General features: G+C 51.4%; 12 protein-coding genes. 4 read left to right on the top strand and 8 right to left on the bottom strand.

The annotated features are described in order from the left end of the window. Nucleotides 1-4: 4 nt before the first annotated feature. Nucleotides 5-529 (bottom strand): type VI secretion system TssO, encoded by a 525-nt coding sequence (gene tssO / locus CRO74_RS15040; protein ID WP_097126847.1) that lies wholly within the window; start codon nucleotides 527-529, stop codon nucleotides 5-7. Between the two features lie 23 nt (nucleotides 530-552). Further along, entirely contained in the window at nucleotides 553-1047 is a 495-nt protein-coding gene (locus CRO74_RS15035; protein ID WP_097126846.1) for a type VI secretion system TssO, read from the bottom strand. Between the two features lie 69 nt (nucleotides 1048-1116). Here CRO74_RS15035 and CRO74_RS15030 point away from each other — a divergent pair, with 69 nt between their 5' ends. Continuing rightward, entirely contained in the window at nucleotides 1117-2064 is a 948-nt protein-coding gene (locus CRO74_RS15030; RefSeq protein ID WP_097126845.1) for a type VI secretion system baseplate subunit TssG, read from the top strand. On the opposite strand, the gene CRO74_RS15025 is transcribed toward CRO74_RS15030, so the two are convergent. From CRO74_RS15025 to CRO74_RS15015, 3 genes are read right to left on the bottom strand one after another with little or no spacing between them, the layout of a single operon-like run. Beyond that, a complete protein-coding gene (locus CRO74_RS15025; RefSeq protein ID WP_097126844.1) occupies nucleotides 2061-3731 on the bottom strand; it encodes a hypothetical protein in 1671 nt (556 codons plus the stop codon). The two genes, CRO74_RS15030 and CRO74_RS15025, sit on opposite strands and share 4 nt — an antisense overlap. A 9-nt stretch (nucleotides 3732-3740) precedes the next feature. Continuing rightward, nucleotides 3741-5636: a type VI secretion system baseplate subunit TssF gene (locus tag CRO74_RS15020; RefSeq protein ID WP_097126843.1), complete on the bottom strand. Its 1896-nt coding sequence runs from the start codon at nucleotides 5634-5636 to the stop codon at nucleotides 3741-3743. A gap of 42 nt (nucleotides 5637-5678) precedes the next feature. Next, the gene (locus CRO74_RS15015; RefSeq protein ID WP_097126842.1) at nucleotides 5679-6113 is read right to left on the bottom strand and encodes a GPW/gp25 family protein; all 435 of its coding nucleotides are present in this window, start codon (nucleotides 6111-6113) and stop codon (nucleotides 5679-5681) included. A 186-nt stretch (nucleotides 6114-6299) separates the two neighbouring features. Between CRO74_RS15015 and CRO74_RS15010 the strand changes: the two genes are divergently transcribed. The 3 genes from CRO74_RS15010 (at nucleotide 6300) to CRO74_RS15000 (ending at nucleotide 12441) form a co-directional block, all read left to right on the top strand. Further along, nucleotides 6300-8030, top strand: coding sequence for a type VI secretion system Vgr family protein (locus CRO74_RS15010; RefSeq protein ID WP_097126841.1), 1731 nt, complete (start codon nucleotides 6300-6302; stop codon nucleotides 8028-8030). 35 nt (nucleotides 8031-8065) lie between these two features. Then, complete coding sequence (locus CRO74_RS15005) at nucleotides 8066-9340, top strand: tetratricopeptide repeat protein (RefSeq protein ID WP_097126840.1); 1275 nt, start codon at nucleotides 8066-8068, stop codon at nucleotides 9338-9340. A 140-nt stretch (nucleotides 9341-9480) separates the two neighbouring features. Beyond that, nucleotides 9481-12441: a DUF6531 domain-containing protein gene (locus CRO74_RS15000; protein ID WP_097126839.1), complete on the top strand. Its 2961-nt coding sequence runs from the start codon at nucleotides 9481-9483 to the stop codon at nucleotides 12439-12441. Here CRO74_RS15000 and CRO74_RS14995 read toward each other — a convergent pair. The 3 genes from CRO74_RS14995 to CRO74_RS14985 are packed head-to-tail and all read right to left on the bottom strand — an operon-like array spanning nucleotide 12335 to nucleotide 14724. Next, nucleotides 12335-13489: a hypothetical protein gene (locus tag CRO74_RS14995; RefSeq protein WP_097126838.1), complete on the bottom strand. Its 1155-nt coding sequence runs from the start codon at nucleotides 13487-13489 to the stop codon at nucleotides 12335-12337. The two genes, CRO74_RS15000 and CRO74_RS14995, sit on opposite strands and share 107 nt — an antisense overlap. 6 nt (nucleotides 13490-13495) lie before the next feature. After that, on the bottom strand, nucleotides 13496-14374 hold the full coding sequence (locus CRO74_RS14990; protein ID WP_097126837.1) for a TssN family type VI secretion system protein: 879 nt from the start codon (nucleotides 14372-14374) through the stop codon (nucleotides 13496-13498). Nucleotides 14375-14424: 50 nt separating this feature from the next. Beyond that, the gene (locus tag CRO74_RS14985; protein WP_097126836.1) at nucleotides 14425-14724 is read right to left on the bottom strand and encodes a PAAR domain-containing contractile injection system baseplate protein; all 300 of its coding nucleotides are present in this window, start codon (nucleotides 14722-14724) and stop codon (nucleotides 14425-14427) included. Nucleotides 14725-14837 lie beyond the last annotated feature (113 nt).

The following is a 14837-nucleotide window of genomic DNA, read 5'->3' as shown; positions in this document are numbered from 1 at the left end:
GAGATTATTGGTCACTGGTAGTGGGTTGGGCAACGGTAGTTGGGCCGGGAGCCGGGGCGGCATTCGATATCAACCCCACGCTGCAATTATCCAATTGTGTTCGGAATAGACTAATGTTGGACTGCTTGCTCCAGACTATCTTTTTGTCGATGTACATCATCCGATAAAAATCGGCTATCTGCCCAAATGACCGTGAACGGGTGTTGTCCAATTGGGAGGTAGAGAGTCGTTTGATATCATTGAGGTCCTCTTCTATTTCGACTTCAACAAAAACAGCATTCACCTGGGGCTGAAACGCAACAATAGACTGGTAAGCGGAGTCCAGCAGGGGCATATTGCGGAGTTGACTTTTCAGGATTTGCTCCTGCTGTTTAATCTTGTTCGACACCCGCTTCGACTCACTACTCGAATAGGTGTTATTTTTGAACGCCACGAAGCTTATAAAGAGCGTTAACAGACAAAGTGCCGCCAGCAGATAGATAAACTGAAGCCGCCGTTCACGCATGGTAAGTCGAAAAAATGTTTCCATTCTGGTTAGTTAAAAGTGCCGCGTCAATTTGCCCGTTTACGCTGTCGATGTTCGTTTACTGCCCGTTGCAGACAATCTCTCAGTACACTCCGCATATCGCCTTCTTCAACCATAGCTCTGTTGAGGGAGTCTTTCAGCAGAAGCATCTCGTTGACATGGCTGAACAACCGGTTGTAGACCAGGAAGTAGGGCCTGTTTTTCAGCTCCTGATTGACCAGTTTGGTGTATTCTTCTTTTTTCCTGGTAATCAACCGTTGCATTTGATGGTCGTCCCGAATCTGGCTGGTATTGAGCAAACTCATGTACGTATACAGCGAGTCGACCTTATCGGCCAGGAGCGCATCTTTGTAAAAAATCTGGTCGAAATCTTCTTTCTGCTGAACCAGCCGGTTAAACTGATTCGAACTCGCTTTGATGTACAAAAACACACAGGCAACCGTTGTCAATAACAGACTGGCAAACCAGACCAGAAATCGATTGAACGCTTGATTTATTTCCTTATAATTTAATGATTTCATTTGCCTAAAAGGTTCTTTTAGCAGAAACAGGTAACTTGTTAATCATTTACAGTGCTGGCTTCTCTATCCATGACAATATCTAATCAATCGTCAACTTTACAGCCTTATTTCCTTGATCTGCTTGATGTTGATTTCAAAGCCGAAATTCTGGCAGCCTCCCTGGCCGATCAGCAGGTACCCCCAGAACGAATTATCATTAACCCAACCGGACTTTACAACCGGGCTTACTCCAAGGACATCCTGGAGATGGGCGACTGGCTGCTGGAAGGGTCCGCCTTTATTTACAACCGCATCGATACGCCCCGTGAGGGCTTATTCGATATGTTGCCGCAATACCTATTCTTCCCCCCGAAAGACTTAGCCCACCTTGCCGATACCGACCAGACCCTCGATACCATCCGGCAGGATCGGGACAACGAACGGCAGGCCCGTCTTTTCTTCCTGCCCTTCGATGCTGAACTGAATTACCTGCGGACATTGGCGGTCCAGCATGAAAATTCCGTTGAACACCCGGATACGGCCAGGACTCTGATCGATCAATTTGCCGAACAATGGCCCATTATTAAGGACATGAACCGGCCGCAGACGGGTCTTTTTTTGCAAATACTGCCCTGGATGCACCAGGTTCGCAGTAACCTTGTCTGGCTAAGTCAGTTTTTACGAGTCTTTTTTGCCGTTCCCGTAACGGTTGAAGGTGGCCGTAAAAGCCACCAGCCAACCCAGGCCGAGGATAACTTACCCACGCTGGCCAATTGTCGGTTAGGCGTCGATACGGTAATGGGTAACCGTTTCGACGATGGCCGCAACGGCATACAGATCCAGATTGGTCCCGTTCCGGATGCGCAGGTTCCGCTTTTTTTGCCGCATTCTCAATCGATTGCCTTGTTGCATAATCTCGTTAATTATTTCCTTCCTGTCTCTATTGACTTTTCTGTTACTGTCCTGACTTCCTCACCAAAGGAACAGGACGCGCCCGATCCAACCGATGTTTATCTGGGTTATACCAGTTTTCTCTAGCGTTCTTCCTTCTTTACAGGTAGTGCATCTGGCGGTACAACAGCCGCCGATGCCCCTCTGTACCGTAAAAAGGTATTCTTCGTGTCTTCGTTAATGATCGTATAGCAGCCTTCCGGCTCTACCATAAGGTAGTTGCGCTGAACGACCTCCTGATTATCAAGCGCGTTGATGGTGTATTCGTAGGCAGTTGCTCTGGCTGGCAGCGGTACACCAGCAGGCCAGACAAACAGCGACTGCTCCACGGGTGCTTCATAAATAAGTTTAGGCGGTAGTTGAGTGACCAGCTGAGCAGAATCGGCGGGGCTGGCAGACGATGTCCGGGGACTTATTAGCAGGCCAACTTTTTGCAACGTCCGCAACAACAGATTAACCCGCTGCAAATCGGGTGGGGCTACGGTAATTGGGGGTAGCTCGTACAGTTTAATGGCATACGTCCGAAACGACGGCCGAGTCATTAATGGCTGATTGGTTGGCTGACCTTTGTAAAAAGAAAAGGTTCCGGCAGCGGGTTCGCTGCGGCACAAATGACCGTACTCACTGATACGGCTCGTGTATACAGTGTAAAAGAAAAAAGATGCGGTGTCTGGCAAAGGCAGTTGCGATGGCCATACGAATTGCTGCTCCTTAAGCACTTTTTCGTAGACCTTCTTATTGCCCGGCAAGGTATAAATCTGAATCGTATACTGTTCTCCTTCGGTGTAGATCGGGGCACTACTGCGCCATTTAAATACCGGCCGTTCAATACCGCCTATTTTGAAAAGATTGGACTGGGCCGGGTCCAGTAAAGGCGGGTAACAGACCGGCACCGGCTGGCCGGCCTCAACCACTTTCGGCTGGCTTGATACCCCTGCTGATGAAGGCGACGCGGACGACGACGGTGATAACCGAAACGAGGCCGTAATCTGCGCCCCGTAGGTAGGTAATTCCAGCGTTTTTTGGCTAAAATCGCCAGCGATATTTAACCGTGCATACCGAACGGAACTAAACGAAGCACTGGCGGCTAGCCCCAGGCTAAACTGACTGGTAAACTGATAGTTAAGACTCACGGTCCCATTCGCCCCCAGTTGAGCCCGTTGACTGGTGGGCATGGTGGTGGTGGCAACCAGTTTGCCATTCAGCAAATCGCCTTCCGTATACCTGAGGGAATACGCACTTAACACCGGAACGCTATGGTAGAACAACCCTCCCCGGAGATTCGCATTTAGTGATAATCGCTTGCTGAGGCTAACGGATAAAGCCGGTCCGACTGTCAGCATAAACGTGTGCAGCGCTGTTAATGGCAGCACGCGGGCGAATGAGTTAACCGGAATGGACGGATCTTGATTATACGAGCCGTCGACCCGTAAACTTTGATACCCAACCAGTGCCCCGACCCCCAGATGTTCATTAAAGAAATAATCCGTTGCCAGACTGGCGTGCAATCCATGCTTTACATAAAGTTCATTTAAAAAACCCTTTTCATACAGCCTTTGGTAGCCAGCAAACGTACTCAATCGCCATTTTCCGGCAATGGCGGCATCGATCACCGTCGATGGCATAAGTGTCAGAGAACTATCGATACTATACGTCAGGGAGTCCTGGGCCACCGCCTGCCTGGGTAGCGTGCTCAGGGCAGTGGTGGCAACAATCCAGAAAAGGGCGCGTAACAGGGCGATACGTAGGTACATTACCAAGGGTTAAACAGGTAGCATCACTTCATCCAAAAACAGTCGGTACGTAGTGACCTGACCCGAGCGTTGAATCAACTTTTGGTGAACACTCTCCATCACAACTTTCCACTCCAATTCAGTTAGGGTACAATCCTCAGCCGGTTTTACGATAATATCAACGGTGCGCATTAACCCTTCCTTTACTGTTTTACCAATGGCAACTCCTTTTTGAATCGTTACCCCCTTTAACAATGGACCCAGTTCGTGGAAAAAGAAGGCCCGGATATCCTCCTGCGTGATGATTCGCTGATGCGTCATGAGCGCATACCGGTAAGTTTGAACCCGGTGCAGCGCCGACGGACGGTTGCGCCCACCCGTCGTGCTGGTTAACAGCTTAATGCTATCGCCTGCCAGGGTATTGGTATTATAGGCCTGTAAGTAGGTCCCGGCCGGAATATTATTGGCCAACTCGCAGGTAGTTGTCCAGAAGTCAACCTGCATGGAGTCGCCCGCTTCGAAAGGCTTGAAAATCACGTATTGATTAATGACCAGTGGGGGCGCGTTCGTATTCTGAATTTTGCGTTCAAGCCGCTCGATCTGGTCCTGAAGCTGCGTGAGCAGCAACCGGATGGTATCCTGCCCGTACACCGCAAAAGCCACCGATTCATCCCGCAGCAATTCCAGCAAAAACGTCAGTTGCTCACGGGCATTCCGAACATCGAAACGCTCCACGCCCCCCCGCCGAATCGTATACCCGCCCGAGCGGATATCGTCTGCCTTATGAAACGGGTGAGGGATAAAAATCCGATCCTTACTATCCATCACGGACTTCACCATCAGGAGCGTTTCGAAGGGGTCGGTGCGAAGGGGCAGCAGGTTAAAATTGGCCAGCGTCCGGTAAAGAATGCGATTCAGCTTTCGGTTCATCACCGGAAAGGCATTCAATTCAACCGATACTTTCTCCAGGATCTCTTCGGTAAAGCGGGCGGGAAACGTAACCTCCAGCCAAAGCAGCGCACCACTTTCCAGTGGCTGCAACTTTTGGGAACCAAAAGCTGTAAGGAACGCGGGTGGATACGGCTGTGCTAACTCCGCTAACGAATCCGTTCCCGGCTGTTCAATATGAATAAACCGACGTTGGTAATTCTGCCGGATGTCATTTTCGAGCTGGTAATTGATCTCATATTCGGAGAATAGCTGGGCCACATCATCCAGGTCAATTTGACCGGCTTCCTTGTAGGTAGGACCGTCACCCGTTGCCAGTGGATGGCCGTTTACAGACCAACGGCTTAACGTAAGCAATGACAACAAGGGCTGGTGTTCAACATCGTCGGGCCAGTTAAAGAAAAAACTTACCCGGTCGAGTGAGTCGACGGCCGGGTTTAGCTCCAGGCCAATCCACAGCGTTTTAGGGGCAAGTTTTTGCAGGGGCAGCGTCTGGGCTACCAGGCGTTTCCCCAGTTGAGGGTGAATGGCGTGCAGTTGTGACCCCGACGCCAGGTAGGCAACCCGGCCATCGATAAGTTTTACGGACTCAACGGGCGAAAAAAACAAATCCTGCACACTATCCAGCTCACCCAATTGCAGAGAGGCATATTTCTGCTGAAAAAGGAGACTCTGAACCGGCGACAACTCAACTACGGGCAAACCCGGATTGGCCTGCACAATGGCATGGGCGGGGCGGGGCATGGTTAGCAAATCGGGCGTCAGCAAATCGGCGAGCCGCTCCAGAACGCGCACTTCCGATTCCATGAACTCATTACTAATCCGGTAAACCTCATTAGCCAGTGTATCGATCAGCATCTGCACGAATGAATCAAGATGATTCAAATCCTGAATGCCCCACATCTGCATAATGTGTAATAACAAACGCTGCTGTATAGACTCTTTAGAAAAAAAAGACCGCTGGTCGCTCAGTGGCATAGGAGGTAATTCGAGTAGTGGGTGTGTCGTATAAACTCTACTTTAGCGCGTCGACAGATGACTAAGGTGCAATTGGGTTGTAAACCGAAATGGCTCCTCTGTTTCTTGCAGGATAGCACTTATGGTTACCGTTGCCAGTTGCTGGTAATCCTGGGGCAGCCCATCCAGCCGATGCACTACCGGCTGGAACTGCACACTCACCTGTGGCTTCTTCAACCGTCGTTCATGACGCTGGATGGCGGTCTCCAGCGATTCACACAACTGGTCAATCCAGTAGCTGCTTCTAACCGTAGAGTCGTAGTCAAAATCCCAGATTTTACAGCCGAACGAGCGGTCACTTCGTAACTCTCCATACTGCGTATGAAGCAACAGGTAGAGCATCTGAGCAATTGACGTACCTACACCGCAGGTGGGCATTTCCTGCCCGGCCATGATGGAGCCAAAACGAATTGGATGACGGTAAAATACCTGATTCATAGAGAGTTAACAGCAAGTTAGGCCATGCATCAAACAAATGTCAACCAATAAACAGAATAGGTTGTGAATCGACAAGCGTTTTCTTACATTCGGTGCGGTTAATTCCAGTAATCGCCCCCCCTCCATATTTAGGCTTCCGGCTCAAAACCTGATTGCAAACTTTCTTTTTATTCGCTTCTTCCTGCTATGCCAGTTTACACTACCGATGTCAAAACGACCTTACTTATTGACGGAAAAATAATCCCGACTTTTCACTCAATAACCTTGCAGCAGTCTATTCATACCACGCATGAATTTCGGGTGGTTTTCGAGCATGACGCTGTTGAAAACTTAGTGACGTTGTTCTCCGATCAGCTTGACAAATTGAATCGAAAGTCCATAGAGCTTACCGTTAACGGAGCGAGAGAAGTTCCTCCGCTGGAATTCAAGGGTGTGATTACGCAGACTGAGTTAAAACAACAGGATGATGGCTACTGGGGGCAGATGATCGTGACCGGGCATGGCCATTGTGAATCCTTACTCACGTTACCCGGCACCGAAACGTTCATCGATAAGTCGATCACCGATATCGTAAACCAGTGCCTGAGTAACTATTCGCAGCCAAAGAAGGTAGCGGGCAGTGCAAAACCGGCTCAACTACCGTTTTGCGTTCGGTACTCCGAGTCGGTCTGGCATTTCATGAAGCGGCTGGCTTACGATTTTGGTGCCTGGTTCTATTATGATGGTACAGTACTCCACTTTACAACCAGCCCTGGTACAACGTCTCAGCTGAACTTAACTTTCGGTGCCAATTTAACGCAGTTTCGCACGGGTGTACGGGCCGTACCCAGCTACGTTAAACAGTATGACTATTTAGCGGAGGAGAACAGGCGGCTGGAGTCAGAAACAACCCAGGATAAGGCCCCCTACGGCAAACCGAAAACGAGTGGCGTCATTACGCCACATCCCGCCCAGACGACTGCCGACATGCCCAATTACCGCGACAATCAACGGGCCGTCCTGACCGCCGAGGAGAAATACATGGAAGGGCAGGCCACGATTCCTGGCTTGTTTCCGGGCTGTAAAGTAATCGTTAAGGATTCACCCGCTGGCCAAGGCGGGCAATCGGTCCCTTACCTCGTCACCGATGTAGTTCATTATATCAGTGGTGTTGGCGAGTATAGAAACCGGTTTCGGGCTATTCCGGCCGATGTAGCCGCTATGCCCATGCGTAAACTGGTCAGGCCGCTGGCTCAAACCCAGATCGGCGAAGTTACGGACAACAAAGATCCTAAAGGCATGGGGCGGGTTAAGGTTAAGCTGCTGTGGATGAGTGGCTCGGAGACAACCCCCTTTATCCGAATGACCCAGCCACATTTTGGGTCGTATACCGATAACAAAAAAACGCGCGGCTTTCAGTTTGTCCCGGCCATTGGCGACCAGGTTATGGTTGGCTTTGAATACAACAACCCCGAACGCCCCTTTGTCATTGGAGCCATACCGCATGGTAAAAACAGCGCCATCGATACCAGTAAGCCCGAGGAAGAAAAGCACATTAGCGTGGGTAGTGGCAGTACACTGACATTCATCGAAAAACCCAGCGTGAAAGAAATCCATCTGCAGGTGGATGAGAAGAACTTTATCAAGATCTCCGTACCGAGCGGGGGGGGCGACATAACGATTAACTCCTCAAAAAACATTGTGGTAAAAGCCACCGCTAAAGTGACCATCGAAGCCCCCGAAATCGTATTGTCGGGAACCACCATTACGTTAGACGCCAAGCAGGCGGTCAATATCAAAGGCGCGCAGGTTAAAGTAGAAGCAACCGCCCAGATGAACATCAAGGGAGCCATGACCGATGTAGAAGGATCGGGTACGCTGAACGTCAAAAGTTCAGGAATGACGGCCATCAAAGGATCAATGGTTATGATTAACTGAAAATACGTAACTCACAGACCGCTCCATAGCCTATAATGAATCCGCTCAGCCAGCGCCTATCCGTTCTTGAACGGCTTTGGCAGGAATTTCGACGGCTGCCCGATACCCGCCTGTGTCGCTGGTTGTTTGCCCCCAACGAACACTGGTTTCTGGCGCTGTTCCTGGAAAAACAGACCGGCCCGCAAGCCATCTCCAATGATATTTTCATAACCCTCGATACGCCCGTTCAACACTGGCAGGCATTTTTTGAACAGGCACTGACCGACCTTTCTGAACAGATCGGGCATGACCTGCCCTTGCTGGCCGATCAGACTATTACCATCCAGTGGCCGTCTGAAGCGAAAGGGACCAAACAGGACCCGGTCGCCCGCTTTGTCACGGCTGTCAATCAGCTGGATACCCGGCTTCGGGCTTATACGGATGGTTTCCTGGTGTTATGCCTTCTGCCTCAGGCAAACGCGGGCAATATCGTACTGGACCAGATGATAACAGCCCTGTTGATGGGTGGCCTTTCACCTACGGTTCGTGTGCTCATTACGGATACCACTGGAGTTGAACAACTAGCCACCTTACCCGGCCGTTTTCGGAAAGAAGTTCACTCAAGCCCAATTAACCTTCAGTTTCAAAAAGTAATTCATCAGGTAGCCGCGCTCGGTTCGCCTACGGCACCCGATGTAAAATTTCGGCAGTATCATGCCGAACTGACCACAGCCCTCAGTCAGCAAAACCTGCGGGATGTGTTGTATTTCGCACAGAAATGTCAATTGATCTGTCAACAGGAACGCTGGACTGGCCTTGAGGGCGGCATCCATCTATCCATCGCACAGGCGTACAAAGAGCAGCACCGATACGAAGAGGCACTGGCCCGTTACCTGCTCGCGGTTAATCAGATGGAGCCTTTATTCGATACGGGCGATGTACTTGCCGGACGCATCAGCCTGATGGCCTGGCTGGGAGCGGGCGAGGTTTACGAAACTATGCGACAACGGCAGCGAGCCATCGATGGATACGGGTTGGCCAGTGCGCGGGCGGAATTCCTGAACGAGTGGCTACTGGCGGTTGAGAGTCACCGCCGACTGGCCGTGGCCCATGATCTCAGTGGCCGCAGCCGCCTGGCCGACGAGCATTACCTCCGGTTATTTGCGCTGGCCGAGCACTTACCGCCCGAGCAGCACCCGGTAGCCCGGCTACCCGAGATAGGCAAATTGTACTGGCAGCGCCAGCAAACCCCCGAAAAAAGGCGAAAAGCCGATGAGTTATTGACACAGCTCCTCGGAAATAGACGATGGATGATGGTGATTGGTGATTAATTGCTGGTTAGTAGTTCTCTAAGGCCTGTGAGGGCACAGGCCATGGAAAAGAAAAACTCAGTGAATCTCTTTTTTTTTAGCGAATCCGCTCCGGCGTACCGGTCTGTGTAACAACTCAATAACTCATTAACCAATTACCCATGGAATCAACCGCGTTTCGATCTGGTTTACGTCGATTGCTTTATCCGGCAGTCAATGCTGCGTTGCCTGCCAACGAAGAGAACGGGAAACAGTTGGTCCAGCTCCTGAATCGGCTGGAGTTAACGCCGGATGATTGCCAGGTGCTGCCCTGGGGGCGACGGACATTCAATGGCCGCTTTGTCGATGTAGCATCCGGCGAAGTGATGGTTGAGGAAGTCGATGTAGAGATTCCGGGGCCTCTCCCCTTCCAGTGGAAACGGCTTTACCGATCCAATAAGCTAACCTCCGCCCCCCTGAGTTTCGGGTGGCGTCATTCGTACGACTTTGCCTTGCTGGAAGATCAGGCCAGCGGTCGGGTTGTGATCCGGTTACCGGATAATCGGGGCGTCCTTTTCCCGGTTCTGGCGAAAGGCGAACCGTATTTACACCGTACAGAAAAGCTTGAGCTTAGCTATGACGACCACGGCTACCGACTCCGGGGAACGGACGGACTGGACTATCGTTTTGCACAGAATCCGGGTGGCCACATTTGTCGGCTGATCTCGGTCGAAAGCCCTCACCTACCCTGCCGTATTCAGTTTAGTTATACCAGCGCGGGGCATTTACAGCGCATAACCGACGATTTTCAGCGGGTTATCGATGTCACAACGGATTCGCAGGGGTGCATAACCCGGTTGGCGATTGCGGCTTCCGGCCAGTCCATGAATGCATTCACGCTGGTAGCCTATGGGTACGACGAAACGCATAATCTGACCGATGTTCTGGTGTCGGGTAAGCGCACCGCTCAGTACAGCTACCGTCAGAATCGACTCATCAGGCTGACGGACCGTTTCGGACAAAGTGCCTTCTTCACCTACGAAAAAGTCGAGACTACCCACCGGTGCCATACGGTAAAATGGAATGAGCGCGCGGTTGCACTGCGCCTTCAATACCTGCCCGATGAGGGTCGTACGCTGGTTACGGACTCCGCCGACCGGGTCAGGCAGTACACGCACGAAGCCGGGGTTGTTCAGCGATTTATCAGCGAAGGCGGTCAACAGCGTGTTTGGTTTTTCAACGAATACGGCGAACTACTGAGTGAGCAGGATACCCTTGGCAACGCCACATTCTATACCTACGACCCCAAAGGCAATAGGATTGAAACGGCCTGGCCGGATGGCGGGCAGATGCGGATGCAGTACAACGACGATGGCCAGTTAACTGAGCTGGTCGATCGGGCCAATGGCATCTGGCAGTGGTCGTATGCCGAAAACGGGCAGCTCCTGGCCTGCCTGAATCCGGTTGGTGCCGAAACGAACTTCAGCTATAACAAGGACGGATTGCTTCGGGAACGGAAAGGCCTGCAAGCAGGCTGGACTCGATGGGCGTACGACTCATACGCGAATCCGAACGAGGAAACCACCGAAACAGGCCAACGAACAACCTGGGCATTCAACGTACTGGGGCAATTAACGGACCCGAAGCCCGAAGAAGGTCCGCACACCAAACCCATTGCCGCCAATAATACGCAAGCGACTAGCCAGTACCAACCCGTTTACAGCAACGACGGCAAGCTCATTGAGCTTCGGAGCAAAGACAAACTCAGCTGGCAGTTCGTCAGGGATGCGGCCGGACGAGTGCGCGACTATTGCCGACCGGATGGCCGGTCAACTCGCTTTCATTACGATGCAGCCGGACGCATGACCGAAGTGCTGTTCTCCGACGGAAGCTGGCACCATTATACGTATCGCCCGGACGGCTGGCTCATTGAAGCCACTACGCCCAACACATTGATTCAATTCGAGCGCGACCCGCTGGGGAGAATCGTTACGGAAACGACGGATAATAGTGTGGTCGAAACGGTGTATGACAAGGCCGGGAATCGAATCGGTCTGCAATCATCAGCTCAGGCCAGTGCCGCCTACACCTACGATAGCCGAAGTCTTCTGGCCCGGCAGCAACACGAAGATTGGCAGCTGGACTATACACACGACCGGCAGGGGCGTTTGGTGGAGTGCCTGATGCCCGGCAATCTGCGCAGTCGCTGGCAGTATGACCAGGGGCTGTTTCCCACCAGTCATCAGCTTTTTTGGGGAAGCCGCCTGCAAGCCGCCCGGTCGCAAACCTACCAGTGGCAGCAGCACCAGCTCACCCGTTTGCAGGATTCCCGTTTCGGTACGGCTACGCTGCTTTATGATTCGGACAATGAGCCGATCGAAGCCAGCGGCTCTGCCGGGTGGATCGATCGCTGGGTTCCCCAACGGGCACGCTATCAGCAGGTATTAGTAAAGCCAGCCGCCCGAACCAGCGAAATTGGCTGGCAACTCATACAAATTGGACCAACGCGTTTTTATTACGACCCGGACGGCTATCTGCGCGAAAAGCAGATAGCCGGAAAAGTGTGGCAGTTTCAGTGGCACGAATCAGGCAGTTTGCAGCAGATCATCTGCCCGGATGCCAGCGTCGTTACATTCCAGTACGATGCCCTCGGTCGTCGCATTGGGAAAACCAGCGACGGTCACGCCGTTCGCTGGGCGTGGGATGGCAACCGGCTGCTGCACGAATGGCATGAGCGAACAGGCAGCGAACCGATTCAACTCACCTGGTACACGGCGGGAACCGAAACCACGATGCTTCGGATAGGTCAAACCCGGTATAGTGTGGTTTGTAATTACCTGGGGCAACCCCTGTCGATGCACGACGGGCAGGGCGATCCGGTATGGGAATGGCAATGGTGCCTGTTCGGCAAAAAACGCGCGCTAACCGGCCCCCAACGGTGGCACACCTTCCTGGGCAATGGTCAATTTGACGATCAGGAAGCCGGGTTAGTGTACAACAATTTCAAGTATTTCGATCGTGAAACCGGGCTACCCATTAGTCCAGAATATTCCAGCCCCGCCGGCTGGGCGCGATCTGGATGGGAGCCTCCTCATGCACCAGAATCGTTTCTTTCCGCTGCCCGATATATTCGAGCGTACTGAGCTTGTTCCAGAGTTTGGTAAAAACGCCCAGAAACTGCTCAATTGCGTGCATCGAAACACCAATCTGATTATGGTTATAATCGTGTTCCAGCAAGCGCAGCAGGAGTTCTTCAAACTGGCCCGGCGTTACGTTTGTCCACTCGAAGAAATAATGCAGAAGTTCTTCTTTCTGCCGACTCGGCATGCAGTACAATCCGGTATAGATAATACTGGTCAGGTTGGCAAAGTAACCCACCAGCACCACCGGCGGGTGCTGGTGGTCCATGTTGCGGTAATCGAAAAAGACCGTCCCTAAATAATCCAGTATCCGGTTGCAAAGATTCTGAACGTGCCGGGCAATATCGGACGGTTGCTGCTGATCGAAAACCTTTCGGATAATCTTGAACGAACTAACCTGAATCTCGTTCAACCCCCAGCCAAAGTTTTTGTAGTACTGAATCAGGCGGGGGTGGCTGGAAATTGACGCACAGGGCGGAATATACTGGCTGTCGATAATATAGTGGCCTTCGTGGTAAATCGCTTTTCCAATAATTAAATGATGCTGGCCCAGCTCATCCGCATTGACATGCTGAGACGCCACGACCATCAGTTCGTAACCATACTCGGTGTAAGGATGCCTCAGCGGTGACTCGTCCGGGTTGGGGTTGCCAACGGGTACTTTCTCGAACGGATTAACGGCCAGTACAATATCATACCCGATTGGGGGCTGATTTTCTGTGTGTTGCATAATGGCAAACGAGGCTGTCTGCACCGTAAACTTCAGCACATCCGGATTGATAGCGATCCGGCAGCCTCCCTGCGTAATGGCGTTGCAGCGAAACAGGCGCACTTCCACATAGTTGCCATTCTTTTCGAGCAGGTCGAACTCATGGGCAACCGACGTTCCCCGCACCGGCGGCAACAAGCCGTAATTATAACTGGTCAGGAACAGGGAAATCGAATCACGGACCAGATCCTGAACCTGATGATCTGTATCCACAAAATGCTGTTGCGATAGCTTCATGCCATCGACCCAGTTTACCGGCAGGTGATTTTTAGGGAATAACATAGGTAGTTAGGCAAGTTCTTCCACCCGCTTGGCCACAATCAGGTGGTTCTCGCTAAGGTTATTCTCGGCTATTGTTTTTTCAAAGTCAATATAGTTTCGAAATCTGAACAAAGACGGTTTGATGCTATAAAAGGACCAGCCATACTCGTGGGCCGACTCATCGAACGTCTTTATGGGATCGTTGGGAAATTTGACATTATAATCGTCAATAAGTTTTTGAAACCACGTCCCAAAAGCCATGTTGCCCGTTGAGCGGGCCTTTACTTTGATGGGTGGTTCTTTACGACCGGGATGTTTATGGATCTGAATTTCCAGCAGGGTAAGCCGGAAATAATCAACCTCTTCCATATCTACATCCTCCGCATTTCGTGGGTAGTACCAGAGTTTGTAAATCTCGCTGGGAACGGCCACCAACGCATTAAACGTATACGCGAACAGGATAGGCAGCACAAAAGGAAGCAGGCTGGTTGCCGCCCAAAGATCATACGGAACAACGCCGTATAAAAAACTGCTCAGGTAATAGAACACCGGGGTAAACAACGCAGCACCAAAGCAGATAATACTGCCCGCCAGTAAAATGACAAAAGCCGGTTTGGTAGCAAAAGCCGGTCCCATGTCGATCAGCATCCGACTTAAAAAAAGAATCCCCAAAATAAGGCTGACGACCTGCACCACGATATAGCCTACCGGGATAAACTCCAGGCCAATTAAACCAAATAAACCAGGGAGCGTAAGGATTAACGCACCAATCAGAATCGTCAACAGAAATCGTTTGTTTGCCATTAGCTCATTCTGGCGGTTAATCCAGAATGCCCAGGCGGTCATGCCTACAGCGATCAGCAATAGGATAATGTAGTTTATGAGAAAGGGCGATGTGACGTTCATTAGAGAATAGATAATCCGGGGTACATCCGCTGCGTTTTCAGTGGGCTCAATCAGCCATTGATCATGACGGTTGGAAAACCAGCCACAATAGTGCCGCCATGAGCGGTCGAATCACCCATCCGGGCGGCCGGTGCCCCGCCAATCAGTACGGTTACGGATCCTTTAACGATTGTATCGGGTGGCCCGACGCACACCAATGAGTCGCCAACACGAGCGGCAGGCAAGCCCCCGATCATCACCGTTGGGCAGCCGGGACCAACTATAGGGCCACCCACGTGCGGTATCGGAACGGGGCCTGGCTGCACCATCATACAGGTGTGCATGTCGGTTAAACGAGCGGCTGGGGGCATAAAAAGACGATTTGGTTGCAGGCCATGTCAACAAACATATATTAATTTTAATAACACGCCTATTTTTTCAAACAATCGGTATTTATTTCAACAATCATTGGTTAATGGTTATT

Origin of the sequence: Spirosoma fluviale, assembly GCF_900230225.1 — a bacterium.
GTDB classification, from domain to species: Bacteria; Bacteroidota; Bacteroidia; order Cytophagales; family Spirosomataceae; genus Spirosoma; species Spirosoma fluviale.
Note: the sequence above shows the minus strand (reverse complement) of the source record. Positions and strands in the feature narration are given on the sequence as shown.

What these genes read in the sequence shown, in the direction of transcription:
- tssO (WP_097126847.1), bottom strand. Translation starts at nt 529, where the DNA reads ATGGAAACATTTTTTCGACTTACCATGCGTGAACGGCGGCTTCAGTTT.
- CRO74_RS15035 (WP_097126846.1), bottom strand. Translation starts at nt 1,047, where the DNA reads ATGAAATCATTAAATTATAAGGAAATAAATCAAGCGTTCAATCGATTT.
- CRO74_RS15030 (WP_097126845.1), top strand. Translation starts at nt 1,117, where the DNA reads ATGACAATATCTAATCAATCGTCAACTTTACAGCCTTATTTCCTTGAT.
- CRO74_RS15025 (WP_097126844.1), bottom strand. Translation starts at nt 3,731, where the DNA reads ATGTACCTACGTATCGCCCTGTTACGCGCCCTTTTCTGGATTGTTGCC.
- CRO74_RS15020 (WP_097126843.1), bottom strand. Translation starts at nt 5,636, where the DNA reads ATGCCACTGAGCGACCAGCGGTCTTTTTTTTCTAAAGAGTCTATACAG.
- CRO74_RS15015 (WP_097126842.1), bottom strand. Translation starts at nt 6,113, where the DNA reads ATGAATCAGGTATTTTACCGTCATCCAATTCGTTTTGGCTCCATCATG.
- CRO74_RS15010 (WP_097126841.1), top strand. Translation starts at nt 6,300, where the DNA reads ATGCCAGTTTACACTACCGATGTCAAAACGACCTTACTTATTGACGGA.
- CRO74_RS15005 (WP_097126840.1), top strand. Translation starts at nt 8,066, where the DNA reads ATGAATCCGCTCAGCCAGCGCCTATCCGTTCTTGAACGGCTTTGGCAG.
- CRO74_RS15000 (WP_097126839.1), top strand. Translation starts at nt 9,481, where the DNA reads ATGGAATCAACCGCGTTTCGATCTGGTTTACGTCGATTGCTTTATCCG.
- CRO74_RS14995 (WP_097126838.1), bottom strand. Translation starts at nt 13,489, where the DNA reads ATGTTATTCCCTAAAAATCACCTGCCGGTAAACTGGGTCGATGGCATG.
- CRO74_RS14990 (WP_097126837.1), bottom strand. Translation starts at nt 14,374, where the DNA reads ATGAACGTCACATCGCCCTTTCTCATAAACTACATTATCCTATTGCTG.
- CRO74_RS14985 (WP_097126836.1), bottom strand. Translation starts at nt 14,724, where the DNA reads ATGCCCCCAGCCGCTCGTTTAACCGACATGCACACCTGTATGATGGTG.